Origin of the sequence: Haloimpatiens myeolchijeotgali (assembly GCF_042688525.2) — a bacterium.
Classification (GTDB): Bacteria; Bacillota; Clostridia; order Clostridiales; family Clostridiaceae; genus Haloimpatiens.
The window spans coordinates 2,800,663-2,823,781 of sequence record NZ_JBHWAB010000001.1 but is presented as its reverse complement, the minus strand read 5'-3'; the positions used below and the strand labels follow the sequence as shown (position 1 = coordinate 2,823,781).

The 23,119-nt window shown below is 27.6% G+C and carries 19 protein-coding genes; 18 read left to right on the top strand and 1 reads right to left on the bottom strand.

From position 1 onward, the window contains the following. The first annotated feature begins 21 nt into the window (after positions 1-21). The 12 genes from ACFIJ5_RS12660 to ACFIJ5_RS12605 all read left to right on the top strand — a co-directional run bounded on the left by ACFIJ5_RS12660 (position 22) and on the right by ACFIJ5_RS12605 (position 16,511). Entirely contained in the window at positions 22-1,611 is a 1,590-nt protein-coding gene (locus tag ACFIJ5_RS12660) for a prenyltransferase/squalene oxidase repeat-containing protein (RefSeq protein ID WP_379807562.1), read from the top strand. 130 nt (positions 1,612-1,741) lie between these two features. Then, positions 1,742-3,265, top strand: coding sequence for a DUF4430 domain-containing protein (locus ACFIJ5_RS12655; RefSeq protein ID WP_379807560.1), 1,524 nt, complete (start codon positions 1,742-1,744; stop codon positions 3,263-3,265). Between the two features lie 131 nt (positions 3,266-3,396). Next, positions 3,397-3,657 carry a hypothetical protein gene (locus ACFIJ5_RS12650; RefSeq protein WP_379807558.1) on the top strand — a complete coding sequence of 87 codons (261 nt, stop codon included), beginning with the start codon at positions 3,397-3,399 and terminating at the stop codon, positions 3,655-3,657. Between the two features lie 104 nt (positions 3,658-3,761). Further along, positions 3,762-6,368, top strand: coding sequence for an Ig-like domain-containing protein (locus ACFIJ5_RS12645; protein WP_379807556.1), 2,607 nt, complete (start codon positions 3,762-3,764; stop codon positions 6,366-6,368). 21 nt (positions 6,369-6,389) lie between these two features. After that, entirely contained in the window at positions 6,390-7,031 is a 642-nt protein-coding gene (locus ACFIJ5_RS12640; protein WP_379807554.1) for an Ig-like domain-containing protein, read from the top strand. Between the two features lie 8 nt (positions 7,032-7,039). Next, positions 7,040-8,509: a DUF4430 domain-containing protein gene (locus ACFIJ5_RS12635; RefSeq protein WP_379809610.1), complete on the top strand. Its 1,470-nt coding sequence runs from the start codon at positions 7,040-7,042 to the stop codon at positions 8,507-8,509. Between the two features lie 93 nt (positions 8,510-8,602). Then, positions 8,603-9,751: a DUF4430 domain-containing protein gene (locus ACFIJ5_RS12630; protein ID WP_379807552.1), complete on the top strand. Its 1,149-nt coding sequence runs from the start codon at positions 8,603-8,605 to the stop codon at positions 9,749-9,751. A gap of 49 nt (positions 9,752-9,800) precedes the next feature. Beyond that, entirely contained in the window at positions 9,801-11,852 is a 2,052-nt protein-coding gene (locus ACFIJ5_RS12625; protein ID WP_379807550.1) for a cell wall-binding repeat-containing protein, read from the top strand. 55 nt (positions 11,853-11,907) lie between these two features. Further along, the gene (locus ACFIJ5_RS12620) at positions 11,908-13,056 is read left to right on the top strand and encodes a DUF4430 domain-containing protein (protein WP_379807548.1); all 1,149 of its coding nucleotides are present in this window, start codon (positions 11,908-11,910) and stop codon (positions 13,054-13,056) included. Positions 13,057-13,342: 286 nt separating this feature from the next. Next, entirely contained in the window at positions 13,343-14,221 is an 879-nt protein-coding gene (locus tag ACFIJ5_RS12615) for an energy-coupling factor transporter transmembrane component T family protein (RefSeq protein ID WP_379807546.1), read from the top strand. Further along, entirely contained in the window at positions 14,209-15,834 is a 1,626-nt protein-coding gene (locus tag ACFIJ5_RS12610; RefSeq protein WP_379807544.1) for an ABC transporter ATP-binding protein, read from the top strand. The genes ACFIJ5_RS12615 and ACFIJ5_RS12610 overlap by 13 nt, the downstream gene beginning before the upstream one ends. Next, complete coding sequence (locus ACFIJ5_RS12605) at positions 15,831-16,511, top strand: ECF transporter S component (RefSeq protein WP_379807542.1); 681 nt, start codon at positions 15,831-15,833, stop codon at positions 16,509-16,511. The genes ACFIJ5_RS12610 and ACFIJ5_RS12605 overlap by 4 nt, the downstream gene beginning before the upstream one ends. Positions 16,512-16,679: 168 nt before the next feature. Here ACFIJ5_RS12605 and ACFIJ5_RS12600 read toward each other — a convergent pair whose 3' ends face one another. Further along, complete coding sequence (locus tag ACFIJ5_RS12600) at positions 16,680-17,165, bottom strand: DUF4883 family protein (protein ID WP_379807540.1); 486 nt, start codon at positions 17,163-17,165, stop codon at positions 16,680-16,682. Between the two features lie 160 nt (positions 17,166-17,325). Between ACFIJ5_RS12600 and ACFIJ5_RS12595 the strand changes: the two genes are divergently transcribed. The 6 genes from ACFIJ5_RS12595 (at position 17,326) to ACFIJ5_RS12570 (ending at position 23,082) form a co-directional block, all read left to right on the top strand. Next, a complete protein-coding gene (locus tag ACFIJ5_RS12595) occupies positions 17,326-17,742 on the top strand; it encodes a peptidoglycan-binding domain-containing protein (RefSeq protein ID WP_379807538.1) in 417 nt (138 codons plus the stop codon). 140 nt (positions 17,743-17,882) lie between these two features. After that, positions 17,883-18,821 carry an acyl-CoA dehydratase activase-related protein gene (locus tag ACFIJ5_RS12590; RefSeq protein WP_379807536.1) on the top strand — a complete coding sequence of 313 codons (939 nt, stop codon included), beginning with the start codon at positions 17,883-17,885 and terminating at the stop codon, positions 18,819-18,821. Beyond that, positions 18,775-19,866: a 2-hydroxyglutaryl-CoA dehydratase gene (locus ACFIJ5_RS12585; RefSeq protein WP_379807534.1), complete on the top strand. Its 1,092-nt coding sequence runs from the start codon at positions 18,775-18,777 to the stop codon at positions 19,864-19,866. Before ACFIJ5_RS12590 ends, ACFIJ5_RS12585 begins: the two co-directional genes overlap by 47 nt. Continuing rightward, positions 19,854-20,828 (top strand): acyl-CoA dehydratase activase, encoded by a 975-nt coding sequence (locus ACFIJ5_RS12580; protein ID WP_379807532.1) that lies wholly within the window; start codon positions 19,854-19,856, stop codon positions 20,826-20,828. The genes ACFIJ5_RS12585 and ACFIJ5_RS12580 overlap by 13 nt, the downstream gene beginning before the upstream one ends. Positions 20,829-20,863: 35 nt before the next feature. After that, complete coding sequence (locus tag ACFIJ5_RS12575) at positions 20,864-21,775, top strand: ribonuclease Z (RefSeq protein WP_379807530.1); 912 nt, start codon at positions 20,864-20,866, stop codon at positions 21,773-21,775. Between the two features lie 86 nt (positions 21,776-21,861). Further along, positions 21,862-23,082, top strand: coding sequence for a hypothetical protein (locus tag ACFIJ5_RS12570; protein WP_379807528.1), 1,221 nt, complete (start codon positions 21,862-21,864; stop codon positions 23,080-23,082). The last annotated feature ends 37 nt before the right edge of the window (positions 23,083-23,119 follow it).

The following is a 23,119-nucleotide window of genomic DNA, read 5'->3' as shown; positions in this document are numbered from 1 at the left end:
ATTAGTCAAAGGAGGGTAAAGATGAAAAAGAAAAAAGCACTTAAAATCCTTGTTCCTATTTTAGTAGGTATATTGATTATAGGAACTGTTGGATATTTGAATAGTAATGCTTATAGAAGAAGAAAGCTAAAAAAACAAGTATATGAAGCATCTCAAAAAACTATTCAATATTATTATGACAATTATAAAAAACAAAAATTTGCAGGTATATTGGATTGGCCTGCATTAGGGCTTTATGGTTTTGGAGAAGACATAAGTGGTGAGGTATGGACTGTAGATGGAAAGAATGCAGCTTATTGGAGAGAACAACAGGTAAAACAGGGACAAGGACTTTCAAAAACTAAAAATACTGATTATGAAAGAACCATAATAGGAATAACTTCTGCTAGAAAAAATCCTAGAAATTTTGGAGAAATTGATTTTGTAAAAACTGTTAAAGAAACAATGCTTGATAATGGTCATTTTGCAGATTCAGTAGAAGATAGAAAGACTAAAAAGCCTGTTGGAAATGATCTTATAAATGCACATTGTTTTGGTGCTATAGCACTTCATTGTGCAGGAGAACCAATACCTAATAGAGATAAGGCTGTAAGATGGCTTGAAAAAAATCAACATCATGATGGAGGATTTACATGGGATGTAAAAGATTATGATGACAAAGAGGATTATTTAAAAACTGTTTCAGATGTAGATATGACAGCAGCATGTCTAATGGCATTTAGTATTTTTGGTGTAGATAAAGATTATCCACCAGTAAAAAGAGCTTTAAACTTTTTGAAAAAACAGCAGCTAGATAATGGAGGATTTAAATCTTGGGGAGTAGAGAATCCTGAAAGTAATGTTTGGGCTATGCAGGCACTTTTAATGTATGGAGAAAATCCTATGGATAAAGAGTGGGAAAAGGATAAAGGACAAAACCCAGTTACTTTTATGCTTAAATACCAATTAAAAAATGGAGCATTTACTCATGTACTAGATGAAAAAGATATGCTTCCAGTATATGATAACAGCATGACAACATATGAGTGTTTATATGGCATGGCTGATGCATATAATGGGAAAACAACTTATGACAAATTATTTGAAGACAATAAACCTAAAGCACAAAAAATATTATATTCAGATTTTAAACCAGGAGATTACGGTTATGATGAAGCAATAAAAATGGTTTATGATTATGTAATTGATACATACAAAGATGGAACTTTTAAACCAGATAAGAAGGTGACAAAAGGAGAATTTGCAAGATATCTAATAAATCTATTAAATCTTCAAAGTGAATTTTATAAAAAATATAGTGGAGATGAACTTAAATTTGCAAATGATGAAAAAAATAATGATGTATTAAAAATAGATAGTGATGATAACTATATAGAACTTTGTATTGAAAAAGGAATATTTAAAGGCATCAATGGTCTTAACAAAAAAGGAGATAAAGATAAAGAAATAACAGGAAATGAGTTAAAAGCAGCATTAATCAATGCATCTAAATTTAAAGATAAAAACGTAAAAATAGATAATATTTTATACAAAAATTTTAATGAAAATCAAACAGTAAACCGTGCACAATGTGCATTGAGTTTATCAAAATTTGATGAATCAATAAAATAAAACATCCAAACATTGATTAATGCTGAAAAAATAAAAACATCCAAATTAATTTTAACATCCAAATAAATATATGTGAAGGGGGACAGGTATTAATTAAAAAATTATTAAAACAAATAGAGGAGGAGAAAATATGTTTAAAAAAATATGTTCATTTGCAGTAAGCTTTTTGATGATATTTTCTTTGATTTCATCTGGAATATCAGGTGGACAAAAAGTATATGCAGAAGAAAATAAGAAGACAGACGCATCAGTAAAAGTAGATAAATCAAAGAAAAATGTAAGTAATGAAAATAAGGACAAGGATATTAACAAAATAACTAAGGACGTTAATAAAAAAGAAGATAAGGAAATTAAAAAAGAAGACAAAACAAGTGTTAATAAAGAAGATAAGGAAGTTAAAGAAGAAGATAAAACAAGTGTTGATAAACAAGAAAATGAAGAGACTAAAAAAGAAGATAAAATAAATGTTGATAATGAAAAAGATGTTGAACAAAAATTAAATAATGAAGAAAACAAAGAGGAACAAGAAAAATTAAATGCAGATGCAGTAAATAAAAATGAAGAAGATGAAAAAAGTGTTGAAGCTGAAGAATTAATGAAAGCTTTACAAAATGCAAACAATGAAATTACTTCAATAAAAATAAATGAAGTTACAGGAAATATAAAAGTAGGTAATAAAATTGAACTTACTGTTCAAGATCAAAATAATAAAATTATTCCTAATGAAAATTTAGTATTTAGTGTAAATGATGAAAAAGTAGGAAGAATGGATGAAAAACTTCCAAACAAATTTATAACTTTGTCATCTGGAACAGCTGTAATAACAGCAGCACTAAAAGACAAACCAGAAGTAAAAGATACTCTAAAGATAGATATTAAAGAAAATACAAAACATGTATCTATACGTATTGAAGGATATGACCATACAATACTTCCTACAAAAGAAATAGATGTTCCACTTTATGATATTTCTGAAGATTTAGGAGGAGCTAGCGGCTCTTCAGCAACACATTCTAATGGTTGGGATGTAAGTAAATTTGACAATCCAACTAATGCACATGCAATTGTATATGCTCTTACACATATATGTAAAATGCATCAACAACAAGAAGGAGAAAGTGATGGACCAAATGTATTTGATTTCCAAGACTATGGTTGGAGTCTATATATAGCAATGATAGGAGGAGATAGAGAACATGACCATCAAGGAATGTCTGGATGGATGTACAATGTAAATGGTTCTCTTCCACCAGTAGGTTGTAATGGAAAACCATTAGAAGATGGTGACAATATAGTTTGGTATTATGGAGCTTATGGATTTGATAATGTATTTACAAGAATGGAGTCAGATAAAAAGGTAGTACGTAGAGGTGGTAAAGTAAATATAACTTTAAATGGTATACAAACTACAGGTTGTTCTGGTAGTGATGAAGTAGATAAATATGATGAAGTAAAAACTCCAGTAGAAAATGCTGTAATACTTGTAAATGGTGAAGAATACAAAGTTAATGATAATGTAGTAAAAACTGATAAGAATGGTAAAGCTGTTTTAAAGTTTAATAGAAAAGGAAAATATGTGATATCAGCAGTAAGATATAGAGATAACAAAATAGATATTGTAAGACCTGAACCTATTGAAATAACTGTAAGATAGTTGTAGTTTACTAAAACTTATATTAAGCAATCATTTTAGTGTATATTTGGTTGCTTAATATAAGTATAAATAATGAAAAAAATTACATTTACATAAATTAATTACTTCTATGAAAAGGGAGGAAGTATAAAATGAGAAAAATGAAGAGTGAAAAATTATTGTCATTTATTATGAGTTTTTTGATGATAGTTTCAATATGCGCACCATTTGCAATAAATACTAAAAAAGTATATGCAAAACAGAATAATAGTTATAAAGATAAAGTTAGAAAATCCATAGATTATATAATTTATTATGTAGATTCAAAGTTTCAAGATAGTTCAAAAAAGATGAGTATTATGGAGCAAGCAATATTAGAGTTGCTCTTTCAAAGTATGGAAGTAAAAAGGTAAAGGAAGATCTTGCAAATTGGGAAAGTGCAGATGAAAAAGATTATTATCATAAGACTAAAATAGAAAGAGAAAGAAATGCTCTTTCAAAGTGTGAAAAAAGACAATTGTTTCCATCAGATTATAAGGAAAGAAAAATAAATGAAATAAAAGAATTACAAGGAAATGGAGAGGAAGATTTATTTTATTATGTACCAGAAGCTTTAGGACTTATGGCATCTGGTGGTGATATTACAGATGCAGATGGAATAAATGTTATAGAGAAAATATGTGATTTTGATCTTGAAAATAGTTTAGAAGACTTATCTAATGCATTACTTTTATTGGATACTAAAAAGTATAAAGCACCAGAAAATGCTAAATGGAATAGAGAGAAGATAATAGATAAGATACTAGAATTGCAATGTGAAGAAGGTGGATGGAAATATTCAGAAGAAGATAGTAATCCTGATCTTGAAATAACCGCAAATATAATAACAAGTTTAGCTCCATATAATGATGATAAATATCCAAAAGTAAAGGAAGCTATAAAAAAATCAGTAGATTATTTATCAAAAGTACAAAATGCAAAAGGTGGATATAATTCAGATTGTTGGCCAAGTGTTGTTTGTGCAGAAGTTATTACAGGACTTTGTGCAAATGGAATAGATCCTACAAGTGAAGAATTTACCAAAAATGATATAAATTTAATTGATAAATTACTTTCTTATCAATTTAAGCAAAAAGATTTTGCTTTATCTGAGTATGGTGGATTTTGTGATGATAAAGTTAGTTTAGAGGAAATGAATTGTATAGCAACTGAAAAAGCAGTAACAGCTTTGGTTCAATATATTTATTTTCTAGAAGGTAAAGGTTCTATATTCTCTTTTGTAGGTGAAAGTACAAGCCCAGATGAACCACATGAAAAAGATACTACTGCGCCAACTATAAAGGTTGAAAAAATAACAAATGGACAAGTAGTAAATAAAGAAGAATTGAAATTTAAAGTATCAGCTAATGATAATGTAGATGGAAAAGTTGATGTAACAGTTAAACTAAATGATGAAATAGTTAAAGAAAATAATGGAGAATATACAGTAACATTAAAAGAGGGAGAAAATTCAATAAAAATAGAAGCTATTGATAAGGCTGGTAATAAGGCAGAAAAAACTTATAAAGTAACATATAAAAAGCTGCCAAAAATAACTTTAGATAAAACTTTAGTAGATTTAAAAGTAGGACAAAGCGTTTCATTAAAAGCAACTATAGAATCAAAAGATGTTTCAAATGATGATTTAATATGGTCATCAAATGATGAAGAAGTAGCATCAGTTGATAAAAATGGTAAGGTTACTGCTAAGAAACAAGGTACAGCTAAAATTACAGTTAATATCAAAAATGGGGATGAAGATGAAAAAGACAAAAATAAAGCACAATGTCTTGTTGTTGTTGCATCAAATAAAGGGTTAACAGAAAGAGTAAATCAAGCTATACAAAAGGTACAAGATTTTGTAATTAAAAATAATACTTGGAGTAGTGATTGGAAAACAGTAGCTTTTAGTAAATCAGGTATTGAAATTCCAAAGGATTATAATAAAAACTATTTAGATGGAAGAAATAAATTATTAATAGAATCCAAAGGACATTTTTATAAAGTTACAGATTATGAAAGAATTACTCTTGGAGTTGTTGCAGCAGGAGGAGATCCAAGAAATGTAGGTGGATATAATTTACTTGATAAAATATATAATTTTTATGATCCTCAAAAACCTCAAAGAAAGCTAGATTTTCAAGGATTGAATGGTGTTATATATGGATTAATAGCATTAGATACAAAAAATTATGAAGTTCCTAAGAATGCTAAATATTCAAGAGAATATATGTTAGATTATGTACTTAATCACAGAAATAGTGATGGTGGTTGGGATTTATGTATGAATGGTTCTAATAGTGATGTAGATATAACATCAATGACATTAATAGCACTTGCACCTTATCATGATTACGTAAGTAAAAGTGGAAAAAAAGTTAAAGATGCTGTAGAAGAAGCAGTAAATTGGCTTTCAAAAGTTCAAAGAAAAGATGGAGGTTTTAATTCTTGGTTTACTCAAAATAATAGTGAAAGCTGTGCTCAAACTATTATAGGACTTTGTGCTAATGGAATAAATCCTACATGTGAGAAATTTACTAAGGATAGAAACTTAGTTGAAAATTTATTGAGATTTCAACAATCAAATGGAGAATTTTATCATTTAATGGATGGCAGCCAGGGTGTAAATGGAATGTCTACAGAGCAAGCATTTCAAGCTCTTGATGCATATAAAATTTTTTTAGATATGGGAAGTAAATATTGTAATGGTAAAAATTCTATATATTATTTTGGAAAAGATGAAAATGTTAAACCTTCAGAAAAAAAAGATTTTATAGTTACTAGAATTGGTGAAGGCAAGTTAAAGAAAAATTCAGATGCAAATGTTAAGTTTAGTATTAAGAACAATTTGAAAGAAGATAAAGAAGTGACTTTTGCAGTTGTATTATATGATAAAGATACAAATGAAATGTTAAATTACAGCTATATTAAAAAGAATATAAAAGCTGGTGAAAATGATGAATTTGCAGGTGGATTTTCAATACCTCCAAAAGGAAATTATAAAGTGAAAGCTATAGTATGTGATGATTTAGACCCAGATAAAATGAATATTTTGTCAAATGTAGTAGAGATAGAAGTAGAGTAAAAGTTATTAGGAGGTATAACAATGAAAAAAGTATGGAAAATTTTCATGTCATTAATGTTGACAATTATGATGACAACTACAGCTTTTGCAGAAGTTAATGTTAATGTAAAAAATGAAAATGGAAACATAACGGTATCTGGAACCTCAGATCATAAATCACAAAATGTAATGATAGAAACTTGGAATCAAGATAAAAAATATTATATAGATGCAGATAAAACTGATGAAAACGGTAATTTCCAATTTGAATTTAAAACAGCATCAAATATTAATTACAATGGGAGAGTTAAAGTAGGAGGAGAATCAAAAGATTTTAACTTTTCTACAGGAGCTTTCATAGGAGTACAAGAGATAAAGTTAAATAAAACTTCAATTAAGTTAAAAGAAGGACAAGCAGAAACATTAACGGCAACTATAATTCCAGAAAATGCTACAAATAAGAAGATAGTTTGGATATCTACAAATCCTAAAATAGCTTCTGTTGATGATAACGGAAAAGTTACTTCAAAATCAAAAGGGAAAGTTATTATTCAAGCTATTAGTGTATCTGAAAGGAAAAAAGTTAGTTGTAATGTAGAGGTAATTAAATCAGATGGTGAAACAGATCCAAGCAAAAGTGATGAGGAAAAGCAAAAGGAAGAAAGAAAAAGAAGAAAAAAGTAACAGTTCATATAAGAGTTGAAGGATATGACCACACTATAGTTCCAAGAACTAAAGTAAAAGTTGGACTTTTTGATCTTAGTCCTTATTTAGGACCAGCTTCAGGTTCTTCAGCAACTAAATCTAAAGGCTGGGGAATAGATAAATTTAATGAGCCTACAAATGCTCATGCTGTAGTTAAAGTATTAAATAATCATGGTGTAAATTATGATTTTCAAGACTATGGTTGGTCATTATATATAGCTATGATGGATGGCGACAGAGAATTTGATGAAGGACCAATGTCAGGATGGATGTATAGTGTAAATGGACAGTTACCACCAGTAGGATGTAATGCAAAACCATTAGAAGATGGTGATGAGATACTATGGTTTTATGGAGCCTATGGATTTGATACTGCAGTTACAAAATTACATGCAAATAAAACATCCGTTAAACCAGGAGAAGAAGTATCTGTTACTTTAGACGGATTTACAACTTCAGGAGCTGGTGGAGAGGATAAAGTAAGTCATTATGATAAAAATTCAGAGAAAATATCAAATGCAACTATTTTTGTGGATGGAAAAGAATTTAAAGTTGATGGAAAGGTTGTTAAAACAGATTCTGATGGAAAGGCAACTTTGAAATTTAAAAGAGCAGGTAAATATGAATTATCTGCAGTAAGATATAAGAAGTCACAGGGGAATAAAATTGATATAGTTCGCCCTCTACCAGTTGAAATAGATGTAGAAGGTGATGCTGTAAAAGATGGCAAAGAAGATGAAAAACAAAAGAAAGAAGAAGAAAGTCAATTAGTAAAAGATGCAAAAGATGAGATAAATGAAAATTCTGTAGATAGTAATAAATTACAAAAAGAAATAAAAGGTGATAAAGAAGAATATACAGCATCATATTCAGTATGTATAGGGTCTGCAGATAAAATTAGTGAAATAATAAAAAAAGCTATTCCAAAAGCGAAAGATGATAAGGAAAAAGAAAAAATTAAAAAAGAAGTTGCAGTAGTTCCAATAAAAATTAACGATAAGAAAGAAAATGTTGTATTAAAAATAAAAGGAGATACAGTAAAAGCATTAAAAAATAAAAATATAGGAGTAAAAGTTTCATTTAGTAATTCAGGAATTACAATACCATATGATGTATTACCAAATATTAAAGCAGATGAACACATTGAAATAAGAAAGAATATACTTAAAGATGCTGTGAATAAAAGTTTATGCAGCAGTATATCAAAGAAAAACAACATTTTATCAAAAGTGTATAATTTATCAGCATTTAAAGTAGATAAAAATAATAAAGAAGAAAAGATAAATATAGATAAAGAATATGTATATGTTGTAATGAAAGTAAATTCTAATGAAGTAAAGAATATGAGTAAGAGAAGTTTAAAAATAAATTGGTATGACACAAAAAATAAAAAGTGGATAACTTTAGATTCACAATATATGAAAGACAAAAATGTTGTTGTGGGAAGACTTAAGTAGTAGTTGCAAAGCTTAGTAATGTCAATTAGATTTCAGATTAAGTATAGATTTTATCTGAGATCTAATTGATACTCATATAAGGAGAATGATTATATGAAAAATATAAAGAGTAAGCTAAAAATAATATTACCTATAATATTGCTAGGTATAATACTTGTTTCTGGTCTGGTTATAAAAAATCATAAAAACTCATCAAAAAGTGTTTATGGTGAAAAAACAAGAGTAGAACAGAAGCAAGATAGTAAGGATACTAAGAAACAAATTGATAAAAAAACTAATGAAAAGAATGAAGAGAAGAAGCAGGAGGATAAAGAAAAGAAAGAAGAAAGTGCTAAAAAAGATGATAAAGATAAATCAAAAGAAGAAAAGGATAAAAAAGAAGCTTCTGCAAGTGATAGTAAAAAAGAAGATGTAAAAAATGATAAAAGTTCTGAAAATCAATCTAAAAAAGTTGCAGTAAATAAACCTTCAAATAGCACAAAAAATACAAAATCAAAAAAGAAACCTTTAAATAATAAACAAGTAAGTGTATATATGAGGGTTGAAGGATACAATGGAACAATAGTTCCTAGACAAAAGGTTACAACAGGAATTTTTGATTTGAATCCATACCTTGGAAGAGCATCAGGTTCATCAGCTACACCTTCTAAAGGATGGGGAGTAGAGAGATTTAAAGAGCCTACAGTAGCACATGCTTTAGTAAAATTACTAGAATCTAAAGGGTATCACCATGGAAGTGGATATGATTTTCAAGATTATGGATGGGGATTATATATAGCTATGATAAATGGAGATAGAGAGTTTGATCACAGAAATACTTCAGGTTGGATGTATAGAGTGGGCAATGTTCTTCCTAACATAGGATGTCAAGGAAAACCTATAAAAGGTGGAGAAGAAATACTTTGGTATTTTGGTGCTTATGGATTTGATACTTTAGTTACTGAAATGAAGGTTGATAAAAGAAGTGTAGGAGTAGGTAAACCTATAACAATAACTTTAAATGGAATAAAAAATGATATAAATACATGGAAAGAATTTAGAGAGCCAGCTAAAAATGCCACAATATATGTAAATGGAAAGCCTTATTGTAATGGCAGTAAAAAAGCTATTACTGATGCACATGGCAGGGTAACAATAAAATTTAATAAAAAAGGTACATATACTTTAAGTGCTGAAAGAATTAACAGTAAAAACTTAAAGGATATAGTAAGACCTTTACCAGTAACAATTAAGGTAAATTAATTAAATACAGCAAAAACATAAATAAAAATATAACGAAAAAGGTGATAATATGAGAAAAAAATTAAAATCAATTTTATCATATGTGATGATATTTTTGTTAGCGTGTACAGTTTCAATTTTTAATATGCCAGACTCAAAAGTATATGCACAAAATAGTAAGTTAGTTGATAAAGTCAATGGTTCAATTGAAAAAACATATAAATATATAATAAAAAATGGTACTTGGAGTAGTGACTGGAAAACAGTAGCTTTTAATAAGTCAGGATTAAAACTTCCAAATAACTATAACAAAGACTATTTAAATGAAAAAAACAAGTTATTAAAAGAATCAAAAGGATATTTTTATAAAGTTACAGATTATGAAAGAATTACTCTTGGTGTTGTTGCAGCAGGAGGAGATCCAACAAATGTAGGTGGATATAATTTACTTGATAAAATATATAATTATCATGATTCTAAAAAGCCTGAACGTGAACTGGATTTTCAAGGTTTAAATGGTGTTATATATGGATTAATAGCATTAGATACAAAAAATTATGAAATTCCTAAAAATGCTAAATACTCAAGACAATATATGTTAGATTATGTACTTCATCATAGAAATAGTGATGGTGGTTGGGATTTAAATATGAATGGTTCTAAGAGTGATGTAGATATAACATCAATGACATTAATATCACTTGCACCTTATCATGATTATGTAAGTGAAGATGGAAAAAAAGTTAAAGATGCAATAGAAGAAGCAGTAAATTGGCTTTCAAAAGTTCAAAGAAAAGATGGAGGTTTCAATTCTTGGTTTACTGAAAATAATAGTGAAAGTTGTGCTCAAACTATTATAGGACTTTGTGCTAATGGAATAGATCCTACTTGTAGTAAGTTTACTAAAGATAGAAATTTAGTTGAAAATTTATTAAGATTTCAACAATCAAATGGAGAGTTTTATCATTTAATGGATGGCAGTGAAGGTGTAAATGGAATGTCTACAGAACAGGCAATTCAAGCTTTAATTTCATATAGAGATTTTGAAAGTAAAAAAGGATCTATATATTGGTTCGATAATAAAAAACAGCCTGAAACATACAAAAATGGTTTAGGACAAGCTAACGAAAATAAGGAAGATGAGAAAATAGAAACAACAGATAAAGATTTATTTGTTGTTACTGGTAATGATAAAGTTCAAAGAATATATGGTAAAAATAGAATACAAACTTCAGTACAAATAGCAAAAGAACTAGATAAAGAGAGAAAAAGTGGAGAAAAATTAAGCAATGTTATAGTAACTTCAGGATATGGATTTGCAGATGCCTTAGCAGGAAGTGTTCTTTCTAAGAAATTAGATGCACCTATTTTATTAATAGGAAAGAATTTAAATGATAGCAAAGACACAGTTAATTATATACAAAGTAATTTAGATAAAAACGGAAAAATATTTATATTAGGTGGAAATGGCGTAGTAAGTGATGTTTTTGTAACAAAATTTAAAGCTTTAGGATATAAAAATATACAAAGAATATGTGGTAAAAATAGAATAGAAACTTGCAGTAAAATAGTTAATGAATTTAATGTAAAAACTTCTACTCCATTAGTTATTGTAAATGGAAATAGTTTTGCAGATGCATTAAGTATTAGTGCACCAGCAGCTATAGAGGGTTATCCTATATTATTGAGTAATAAAACTACTATACCTGAAAATATCAAAAAAATCATTAAGAAAGTTCAACCTAGTAAAATATTTGTAATTGGTGGACAAGGAGTATTAAACAATAATATTGAAAAACAAGCTAAAGGTTTATGTAGTAAAGCTAAAATAGTTAGATTGTGTGGAAAAGATAGATATGAAACATCATTGAAAGTAAATGAATTTTTTAATAATGGTGAATCTATAGTTTTAGCATCAGGACAAAACTATCCAGATGCCTTAGCAGGTAGTGCACTAGCATCAAAATTAAATGCTTCATTATTATTAATAAATGATAGTTCTTTAAATAAACAAATTAATTTCATTGATAAAAATAAAGTTGATTCTGTATTTTTGTTAGGAGGAGAATCTGTAATAAGCAAAAAGGTAAAAAATGCTGTAGATAATAAAATCACAAAATAATTATATGTATATAATTTTAGTTTACAAAGTCAATATATAAGGAGAATGATTATATATGAAAATTATGAAGAGTAAGCTAAAGATAATATTACCAATAATATTATTAGGTATAATACTTGTTTCTGGATTAGTTATAAAAAATCATAAAAACTCATCAAAAAGTGTTTATGCACAAAAAACAAGAGTAGAACAGAAACAAGATAGTAAGGATACTAAAAAACAAAGTGATGAAAAAATTAATGAAAATAATAAAGATAAGAAGCAAGAGGATAAAGAAAAAAAAGAAGAAAGTTCTAAAAAAGATGATAAAGATAAATCAAAAGAAGAAAGTGATAAAAAAGAAGCAGATGCAAATGATGGTAAAAAAGAAGCTGTAAAAAATGATAAAAGTTCTGAAAAACAATCTAAAAAAGTTGCAGTAAATAAACCTTCAAACAGTACAAAAAGTACAAAATCAAAAAAGAAACCTTCAAATAATAAAAAAGTAACTGTATATATGAGGGTTGAAGGATATAATGGAACAGTAGTACCTAGAACTAAAGTTACAACAGGAATTTATGATTTGAATCCATACCTTGGAAGAGCATCAGGTTCATCAGCTACACCTTCTAAGGGATGGGGAGTAGAGAGATTCAAGGAACCAACAGTAGCTCATGCTTTAGTAAAATTACTAGAATCTAAAGGATATCATCATGGAAAAGGATATGACCTTCAAGATTATGGTTGGTCATTATACATTGCCATGATAAATGGAGATAGAGAATTTGATCATAGAAATACTTCAGGATGGATGTATAGAGTAGGGGATGTACTTCCTAACATAGGATGTCAAGGAAAGCCTATAAAGGGAGGAGAAGAAATACTTTGGTATTTTGGTGCTTATGGCTTTGATACTCTAGTTACAGAAATGAAAGTTGATAAAAAAAGTGTAGGAGTAGGTAAACCTGTAACAATAACTTTAAATGGAATAAAAAATGATATAAATACATGGAAAGAATATAGAGAACCAGCTAAAAATGCCACAATATATGTAAATGGTAAGCCATATTGTAATGGTGGTAAAAAAGCTATTACAGATGCACATGGAAGGGCAACAGTAAAGTTCAACAAACCTGGAACATATACTTTAAGTGCTGAAAGAATTAATAGTAAAAAATTAAAGGATTTACTAAGACCTTTACCAGTGACAATAACTGTTAAATAATAATTCAACTTTCGCAGGACAAAAATACTGTGTAGCGAAGGGAAATGATATATTGCGTAAGAAACATTTGAACAAAGTTTACAAGTTCTTAGCTTTACGAATTTGAAAAAAGTTATTTTTTAATTACTGATTCCTACGGAATATTAATTAAAAAATCTTTTTTCAATATGAGTAAAGCTTAGAACTTGTTACTGAAGTGAAAGGTTTCTGAGCAAGATATCATTTTCCGCAGCGACTATTTTTCACCTGCGAAAGTTGAGATAATAAATTTCAAAAGGGTGATAAAATGCTTGTATATAGAGAAAGACAAAGTTTTATTCAAAAATTACATCCTCTTACTAATATATTAATGATTATGGTATATTTTTTTTCATTTTTATTAATAAACAATCCTATATATTTAATAATAATGTTATTTTCTTTAATTTCATTATCTATAGTAGACGGATGTATAAGTGAACTTTTAAGCTATGTAAAAATGATACTTCCATTTGCAATATTAATAATGATTTTAAATCCCATTTTATATAATAAAGGAGATACAATATTATATGAAGGGATAATAAGAATAACACTAGAGGCAGTTTTATATGGAATATTTAGTGGAATTAGAATAGTATGTATCACTCTTGTTTTAGGATTTGGTAACTTAATATTACATCCTGATAGAAGCTTTAGTTTTTTAAGTAAATATCTAAAAAAAACAGGATTCTTAATGAATCTAATCATAAGACTTTTCCCAGAATTTATAATGTCTTATGATAATATATCACAAATTGAAAAATTAAGAGGAAATTCTATTGAAGATAAAAGTTTTATAAAAAAAATAAAAGGAATAGGTAGTAGTTTAAATATATTATTTTTATCAAGTTTAGAAGATTCTCAAGATAGAGCAGAAGCGATGTATGCTAGAGGTTATGGTATTGGAAAGAAAAGTTCCTATTTTGATGAAAAATTTAAACTTTGGGATATAATATTTATCCTTTTTGCTTTATCTATATTTGTTTACATAGTTTTATTTAATATAAAAGGATATAATTCATTTAATTTCTATCCTTTAGTTGATTCTCTTATACATAAAACTTCAATATTTGGATGGATTTTATGTGCAACAACCTTTATACCTACCATTGTAAATTGGGGGTGGAACCTATGGAAATCTTAAATTTAAAAGATGTTACTTTTTGGTATGGTGATAGTAAAAAGAGTGCTTTGAAAGATATAAATCTTACTGTAAATGAAGGTGAATTCGTACTTATAGTTGGACCATCAGGATGTGGAAAATCTACACTATTGAGAATGATAAATAGAATAATTCCTGATTATTATGGTGGTACTATAAAAGGAAATATTTATTTAAAAGGAAATGATATAAAAAAATTAAAAAGAGAAGATATTGTAAAAAGTGTAGGAATGGTATATCAACATCCTGAAAAACAGATAGTTTTACAAGATGTTGAGAGAGAAATAGCATTTGGGCTTGAAAATTTTAATACAGAGATTAACAAAATGAAAAGAAATGTTTGTGAGGTTATGTCTTTACTAAATATAAATAATATAAGACATAAAATTACAACTGAAATATCAGGAGGAGAAAAACAAAAAGTTGCTATAGCATCTGTTGTATCTATGGATCCAGATATAATATTATTTGATGAACCAGTATCACAATTAGATCCTATAGCGGCAGAAGAAGTTTTAAATTGTATAAAAAAACTAAATAGAGATATAGGAAAAACAGTTATATTAGTTGAACAAAGAATTGATAAATGTTTTGATATGGCTGACAAAGTAGTGTTTATGGAAAATGGAACTATAGTAGGGGAAGGAACTCCTCATAATATTCCAGAAAACATAGATAAAAAATATTTTATCCCTTCATTGGCATATGTTTATAAAAAAGCTGGGAGGACTAACATACCTATTAATGTAAAAGAGGGTAGAAAATTTATTGAAAATGTTAATATAGAATATAATGTTCCAAAGCACAAAGATAAGGATAATAAATCATTAGCCTTTGAAGTTAGAAGGTTAAATTTTGAATATAAAAAAAATAATAAAGTACTGGATAATATAAATTTAAAGGTTTATAAAGGTGAAGTTATATCTGTAATGGGTGAGAATGGAGCAGGAAAAAGTACCTTATTTAAAATAGTATGTGGATTGATAAAAAAATTTAAAGGATCAGTAACAATAGACAATGTAAACATAAAAAAATTAAATTATAAGGATAAAATAAAGAAAATAGGATATTTATCTCAAAATCCTAATGATTATTTTGGGAGAGATACAGTGCTTCAAGAGGTTGCATATACATTAAAGAATATTGATGAATATGATGAAAACAGAGTAAAAAAGATTATGGAAGATTTAGATATATATAATTTAAAAGATAGAAACCCTCGTGATTTAAGTGGAGGTGAAAAGCAAAGAGTCGGTATTGCAGCGACTATTGTAACTAATCCCGATATATTAATATTAGATGAACCTACTAGAGGAATGGATTCAAGTTCAAAAGAAAAATTAGGAACAATAATAAGAAATCTTTCAAAAGAAGGGAAAAGCATTGTAATAATTACACATGATTCTGATTTTACAGCAGATTATACTGATAAACTATTTTTAATGTTTAATGGAGAAATTGTAGCTAGTGGAAATACTGAAGATATAATTTATGATTCAATATACTATTCTTCACAAGTTGCTAAAGTCTTCAAAAATAAGTGTAAAATCGTAAAGACACAAGATGCTATTAATCTATTAAAGGTGATAAAATGAGTAAAAAAATAGGAAGTTTTATGATAATATTATATATTTTTATGGTTTGCATTATGACATATGTAAATATAAGTATTCCTAGAATAGTAGAATTATCTATGATATATATTTTGATAACATTTGTTGTTTTATTTGAAACAAAGACAATTAATTCTAAGGATATGGTTGTAATTGCAGTACTAGCAACTATAGGAGGAGTCTTGAGAGTGCCATTTGCAGTAATACCTGGAGTTCAACCTGTTACTTTTATTTGTGCAGTTGCAGGATACACACTAGGCAGTATAAATGGTTTTATGGTAGGTGCTATGTGTGCATTAATATCTAACTTTTTTTTAGGACAAGGCCCTTGGACACTTTGGCAAATGATTGCATGGGGAATGTGTGGAGTATTTTTTGGAGCACTTAAACCCATCATTAATAAAAAAGGTATAATATTATTTACTATATTTTGTGGAGTATGGGGATATATATATGGTATTATATTAGACCAGTGGTATGTAATTGAATTTATAAGACCAATAACTTTCAAAAGTGTTGTAACAGGAATAGCGTTAAGTTTTCCTCAAGATACTATGCACTGTATTGGAAACATAATATTTTCAATTACTCTTGGTAAAAATTTTATTAACATATTAAAAAGATATAATAAGAGAAATGAAATTGTATATTTAGAGTAAAATCTATAAAAAGAAATGGGCTGTTCACCATTTTATTATTACTCGACTTTTGTAGTAAAAAAATACTAGCTAGCGAAGGAAAATGATATATTGCGTAAGAAACATTTGAACTTGTTACTGAAGTGAAAGGTTTCTGAGCAAGATATCATTTCCCGCAGCAGCTATTTTTTAGTCATTATTTTCTGGAATTAAATACTTACAAAAACCATATAGATTATAAGCAGCATATACATTGCTCATATCTAAATAATCCATTTCATATTTACCATCCCATGGATAAATAGAAATATATTTTTCATTATAAATATTTATAACAAATTTTTCATTTTTAAATTCAAAAAACAATTTGTAAGCTGGTTTTGATGGTAAATCATTTGGTTTTTTTATAAAATTATTTTTACTTATAGAATTCATAAAATGCATTAATATTGATAAATTTTTATTTTCTACTTTTTTATTTTTATAAAAATTTGTATCTAAAACAGAAATAGTATATTTTTTATTATAAACTATATTATTTGCTAATAAATTATAATAATATTGATTATTAGGTTTTTTTTGTTTTGAAGATATAGGAATAGAACAAGCTGAAAACAAGATAGTTGATAATAGTATAATGCCTATAATTACAAAAGGTATATTGATTTTCTTCATTTAAATCACCTCGAGTTTATTTCTATAGTAAAAATATGATAGTAAGGAATTTTTTATTACTAAAATTAACAATCTTAATCTATAATTCATAATACTTAATTTTTATCATATATATTTAATATCTTAACTTTGTTTAATTATCTAGTTGGGGGGATTAATTTTGAAAAAAGAAGTTAATGAACAAAGTTCCTCAATACCAATTTTAGAAATTCAGAAAATATTAAATAGGTTTAAAATAGGAGATTCTAAAGGAAATTTGTTAGTAGAAAACGGTATAGAGGAAACTAATACAAAAGTATGTATAGAAAAATTTCAGTATGTTATAAAACAAGAAGCTGATGGTAGTGTAAATGAAACTACCTGGGGTGCAATAAAAGATATCTTAAGTAAGCCATTATTGAAAATAGGTACTGATAAATATACAGAAACTAGATATTTACAGTGGAGATTGAACATATATGTAGATGGTATATTTGGAAATATGACAAGGGTAGCAGTAATGAAATTTCAAAATGAAAATAGGTTAAATGTAGATGGAGTAGTAGGAAAAGCTACTTGGAAAAAATTAATAGGATAAGGTTTTCTCAGCTTTCATTATTTAATGGAAACTGAGATTTTTATTTTATTACGTATATTTTTAAATAAAAGTGTCCAATAATAACAAATGGTAATGTATTACATAAAAATTTAAATATAAGTATGAAAAGAGGGGATTAAATGAAAATAGGAATTCCTAAAGGACTTTTATACTGCAAATATCATGTTTTGGCAGAAGAGTTTTTTCAGGAACTAGGATGTGAAATTATTACTTCTGAAGATACTAATAAAAATATATTAAATTTAGGAGTAAAATATGCAGTTGATGACGCATGTCTTCCTATCAAAATATTTCATGGGCATGTAGCTTCTATAAAAGATAAATGTGATTTGATCTTTGTTCCTAGGATTATGAGACTTGAAGATAGAGAATATATATGTCCTAAATTTTGTGGATTACCAGAGATGATAATAAATAGTATACCTAATATGCCTCCTATAACTATGGAACCTATTTATGCCAACGATAGTAAAGTTTTTCATAAATATATATATAAAGTTGGAAAAATGGTAACAAATAATAAGAAAAAGATAAGAGAAGCATATCTTAAAGCATTGGATAAACAAAGAAAATATGAAAGTGGTATAAATGATGAAGATTATGAAATGAAAATTGCCTTAATTGGACATCCGTATAATGTACAAGATAATTTTGTAAATATGAATATTAAAAAGAAGTTAAATAAATCAGGAGTAGGAGTAATTACAGAAGAATTTGTAAATAAGAGTGAAATAGATAAAAAAGTAAAAGAACTTTACAAAAAGCCATTTTGGACTTTTGCAAGAAATTCTTATGGATCAAGTGTATATTTGTCACAAAACAAAAAAGTAGACGGAATAATTTATATATCATCTTTTGCCTGTGGAATAGATTCTGTTGTAATAGAACTAATTAAAGAAAAAGTAAGAGACTTTCCATTTTTAGTATTGAAAGTAGATGAACAAACTGGACAGGGTGGATTTGATACTAGAGTGGAAGCATTTGTTGATATGATAGAGAGGAGGAAAAAGTTTGAAGATAACATTTCCCCATCTAGGGAACGTATACATTGCAGCTAAAATTTTTTTCGATGGTATAGGAGTAGAATATGTTATACCTCCTGTAAGTAATAAAGCTGCGCTTAAAGTTGGATCTTTATATTCTCCAGAAGAAATGTGTTTACCTTTCAAGATAATGATAGGAAACTATATACAGGCTATTGAAAAAGGTGCAGATACGGTTTTGATTGTAGGAAGTTGTGGACCATGTAGATTTGGAGAATATAGTGAATTACAAATGAATTTATTAAAAAAACTTGGATACAATGTAAATTTCATAGTTCTAGATTATTGTGATGATATTGGAAAAGAAGAGTTCTTAAGAAGGGTATCTAAAATAGTTTCAGATAGTAAAAAAAGTAATGGAGAGATAATAAAGTGTGCTTTAAGAGCTTGGAAAGCACAAAAATTAGTAGATGGGATAGAAGAAAAAGCCCATTATCTAGCTGGATATGAAGTAAATAAGGGAGAATGTAAAAAATTACTCCATAAATGCAGAATGGATGTTGTAAATACAACTAATTCTGAGGAAGCTGTTAATATATTAAAAAGTTATAGAAAAAAACTTATTCATATACCAATAGATAAAAGCAAGAATCCTATCAAAATTTCAGTAATGGGAGAAATTTATACAGTAATAGAACCTTTCTCTAATTTATATATAGAAGATAAACTGATGGATTATGGTGTATGTACAAAAAGGATGCTTACTCCAACTTGGTGGGTAAAAGATGCTGCACTTAAAACTTTTAAATTAAATTCAATAAAAATGAGAAAAGCATCAAATGAATACTTACCTTTATATATAGGAGGGCATGCAAGAGAATGTATTGGAGAAGCAGTACTTTCATATAAAAATGGATTTGATGGTGCTATACAACTATTTCCAATGGGATGCATGCCTGAGATTGTGAGTAAATCAATTTTACCTACTATATCAAGAGATAAAGATTTTCCTATTATGACATTAGTTATGGATGAAATGAGTGGGGAAAATGGATATATAACAAGGATTGAAGCATTTTTAGATTTGTTAGAGAGGAGACGTGAGCGTTGTATTATTTAGGAGTAGATGTGGGTTCTGTAAGTACTGATATTGTACTTTTAGATGAATCAATGAATGTTGTTGATGAAATTTATTTAAGAACTAAAGGAAGACCAATAAAAGCAGTACAAGAAGGATTTAAAATTTTAAAAGATAAATATGATGATAAGGAAATAAAAGCTGTAGGTACTACTGGCAGTGGAAGAGCTATTGCATCCTTTTTAGTTGGTGCTGATGCTGTAAAAAATGAAATAACAGCGCATGCAGTAGCATCATTAGATATTGATAAGGAAGTTAGGACTATTTTAGAAATAGGAGGTCAAGATTCTAAAATAATAATTTTAAAAGATGGAATAGTTACAGATTTTGCTATGAATACTGTTTGTGCAGCAGGTACAGGTTCATTTTTAGACAGGCAAGCTGAAAGACTAGAAATACCAATTGAAAAATTCGGAGAATACGCATTGAAATCCAAAATGGCTGTAAGAATAGCTGGTAGATGTGCTGTTTTTGCTGAATCGGATATGATACATAAACAACAGTTAGGCTATGAACCTTGTGATATTATAAAAGGACTTTGCGAGGCTTTAGTAAGAAACTATTTAAATAATGTGGCAAAGGGTAAGGATATACAACCTAAAATATTTTTCCAAGGAGGAGTAGCTGCAAATATAGGTATGAAAGCTGCTTTTGAGGAGGAACTTGGACATGAGATATTTATACCACCTCATTTTAATGTTATGGGAGCTATAGGAGCTGCAATTATAGCAAAAGAGCGACTTGAAAAAACAAATAGAAAAACTAACTTTAAAGGCTTTGATATTGCTAATAGTGAATTTGTGTCAACAAGTTTTGAGTGTAGTGGATGTCCAAATAGATGTGAAGTAGTAAAAATATTAGAAAATGGTAAAGTAATTGGATGTTTTGGAGATAGATGTGGTAAGTGGAGTGAAAAATTACTTTTTATCCCTCGTGTGGTATAATTACCTTTAAAGATTTTAATAGAGGGGATAAAAAGATGTTTAAGATAGCATTACTAGGTACAGGTGGAACAATGCCTCTTCCAAATAGAGCGCTTACAGCAATGATTGGAAGCTGTAATGGAAAAATGATTTTAATAGATTGTGGTGAAGGAACACAGGTACAACTGAAAAAAATAGGATGGGGTCTTAAAAACATTGATATTATATGTTTTACTCATTACCATCCTGATCATATTGTTGGACTTCCAGGATTATTATCTACTATAGGAAACAGTGAAAGAACAGAACCAATGACTATTATTGGGCCTAAAGGATTGCATGAAATTATAAAAGGACTTATGGTAATAGTTCCTTATTTACCATATAAATTAAATTTAATTGAAATACCAGAGGAAGGATTAAATAGTTTTTGTCATGGTAGATATTGTATAAGTTCTATATATGTTGATCATAGTGTAACATGTGCAGCATATTCTATTGGAGTTAAGAGAAATAGAATATTTGATCCACAAAAGGCAGTGAAAAATAATATTCCAGTAGAATTTTGGAATAAACTACAAAAAGGTAATACTGTGAATTTAGAAGGTAAAACAATAACCCCAGATATGGTATTAGGGGATGAAAGAAAAGGATTAAAAGTTTGCTATTGTACAGACAGTAGACCTACATTAGGATTAGTTGATTTTGTACAAGATTCTGATTTATTTATATGTGAGGGAATGTATGGAGATAATGATAATTTAGAAAAAGCACTTAAAAACAAACATATGCTTTTTAGTGAGGCAGCACATATTGCAAAAGAAGGAAAAGTAAAAGAATTATGGCTTACACATTTTAGTCCTGCTTTAAATAATCCAGAAGAATATATAGATGTAGCTAAAGAAATTTTTGATAATACGGTAGTGGGAAAGGAACTTATGAAAAAGGAATTAAAATTTTCTAAATAATTTAGTTAAAAAAGTTAAATTAATCATATTATATAAGAGAGAGTAATTATGAAAGAAGGAATTTTATTATATATGTAAATGATTTAGTGAAAAATGTATATCCAAAAACTTATTCTATCAAAAATTTAGAGTTTGGAAATGTAAAATCAGTTCATAAAATAAATTCCATCAAAAGTATTAAATCTTATACAGATTACCAAAATTCAAATAATAAAAAGTCTATGAAACGTGCTAGGCGTATATTAAGATTAAAAAATGACTTAGAGACAAAAGCAGTAGATGTACTAAAAAATGGAGAGAATATTCTTTGTGATGCAGATAATTGTTTTATGTCAAGAGAAGTTATTAATGATAAAAGTGAGATAATAGCTAGAGTAGGAAATGGTGCGTCTCTTAGAAAATATATTGTTTTTGTGAAAAGTACAGCTAAGCCTCAAATAAATACATCAAAGGCTATATTTTCAAATAAATTAACACCAGTTTTAGATGATGAAAAAATTATTTCAATATATATGGGAGAAGAAAAATATGATATAAGTGTAGACATTGATTTTGAAGATACTAATGTAGAAGTTTTTGAGAAAGTAGCTAAAGCACTTAATGATAAAAATATAGATATAGATGCACAAGTTATTAAAATTTCTGATGTTGTTGTAAAATTACAAATAAAATCAAAACATTCAGGATTAAGAAATAAATTTCACATTGAAGATAAGGTAGGAAGAATAGTTTGCGAATATAATTTAGATGATGTTATTTGTAAAGCACAAAATTTAAATTGCATAATAAACGATAAATGTTATGAATTAGAAGATAATAATATTGTATTAGATAATGGTAAGTTAAAAATAACATTGAAAAAAGCACTTAAGGGATATGGAATTTTGATTATAAGAGAAAACGTAAGACAAATTGTTAATGATATTAGTAATTTTATTGATAGTTATAATAAGTTAACTGAAGGTTTATATTATTATAGTAGAAATAAAAGAGTATTGGATATAATAGATAAATTTATTAATAGAAATCAAAGCGAATTTTATAACATTGGTATAATTATGGATAAAGACTTTAAAATTAAGTTTGATGAAAATATATTTATTAAAACTTTAAAAAATAAAAAAGAATATACTGAGAATTTAATAAAAGGTAAGAAGGGACTTGTAACAATAATATTTAATTTTACTAAGTATATATTAAATAATTTGTTTGAAATTGTAGGAGTAGAAAGTTTTAAAGTTTATGATTCTCATTCAAGTAATGTATCAAAATATAATAGTGGTTCTCTGATACAATATCTTTTTTAAATTAAAAAAGCCTGCTGCAAATACGAATTAAAACATA

Excerpts from the sequence above, each read along its gene's own strand:
- ACFIJ5_RS12660 (WP_379807562.1), top strand. The coding sequence starts at position 22 with ATGAAAAAGAAAAAAGCACTTAAAATCCTTGTTCCTATTTTAGTAGGT.
- ACFIJ5_RS12655 (WP_379807560.1), top strand. The coding sequence starts at position 1,742 with ATGTTTAAAAAAATATGTTCATTTGCAGTAAGCTTTTTGATGATATTT.
- ACFIJ5_RS12650 (WP_379807558.1), top strand. The coding sequence starts at position 3,397 with ATGAGAAAAATGAAGAGTGAAAAATTATTGTCATTTATTATGAGTTTT.
- ACFIJ5_RS12640 (WP_379807554.1), top strand. The coding sequence starts at position 6,390 with ATGAAAAAAGTATGGAAAATTTTCATGTCATTAATGTTGACAATTATG.
- ACFIJ5_RS12630 (WP_379807552.1), top strand. The coding sequence starts at position 8,603 with ATGAAAAATATAAAGAGTAAGCTAAAAATAATATTACCTATAATATTG.
- ACFIJ5_RS12625 (WP_379807550.1), top strand. The coding sequence starts at position 9,801 with ATGAGAAAAAAATTAAAATCAATTTTATCATATGTGATGATATTTTTG.
- ACFIJ5_RS12620 (WP_379807548.1), top strand. The coding sequence starts at position 11,908 with ATGAAAATTATGAAGAGTAAGCTAAAGATAATATTACCAATAATATTA.
- ACFIJ5_RS12615 (WP_379807546.1), top strand. The coding sequence starts at position 13,343 with ATGCTTGTATATAGAGAAAGACAAAGTTTTATTCAAAAATTACATCCT.
- ACFIJ5_RS12610 (WP_379807544.1), top strand. The coding sequence starts at position 14,209 with ATGGAAATCTTAAATTTAAAAGATGTTACTTTTTGGTATGGTGATAGT.
- ACFIJ5_RS12605 (WP_379807542.1), top strand. The coding sequence starts at position 15,831 with ATGAGTAAAAAAATAGGAAGTTTTATGATAATATTATATATTTTTATG.
- ACFIJ5_RS12600 (WP_379807540.1), bottom strand. The coding sequence starts at position 17,165 with ATGAAGAAAATCAATATACCTTTTGTAATTATAGGCATTATACTATTA.
- ACFIJ5_RS12590 (WP_379807536.1), top strand. The coding sequence starts at position 17,883 with ATGAAAATAGGAATTCCTAAAGGACTTTTATACTGCAAATATCATGTT.
- ACFIJ5_RS12575 (WP_379807530.1), top strand. The coding sequence starts at position 20,864 with ATGTTTAAGATAGCATTACTAGGTACAGGTGGAACAATGCCTCTTCCA.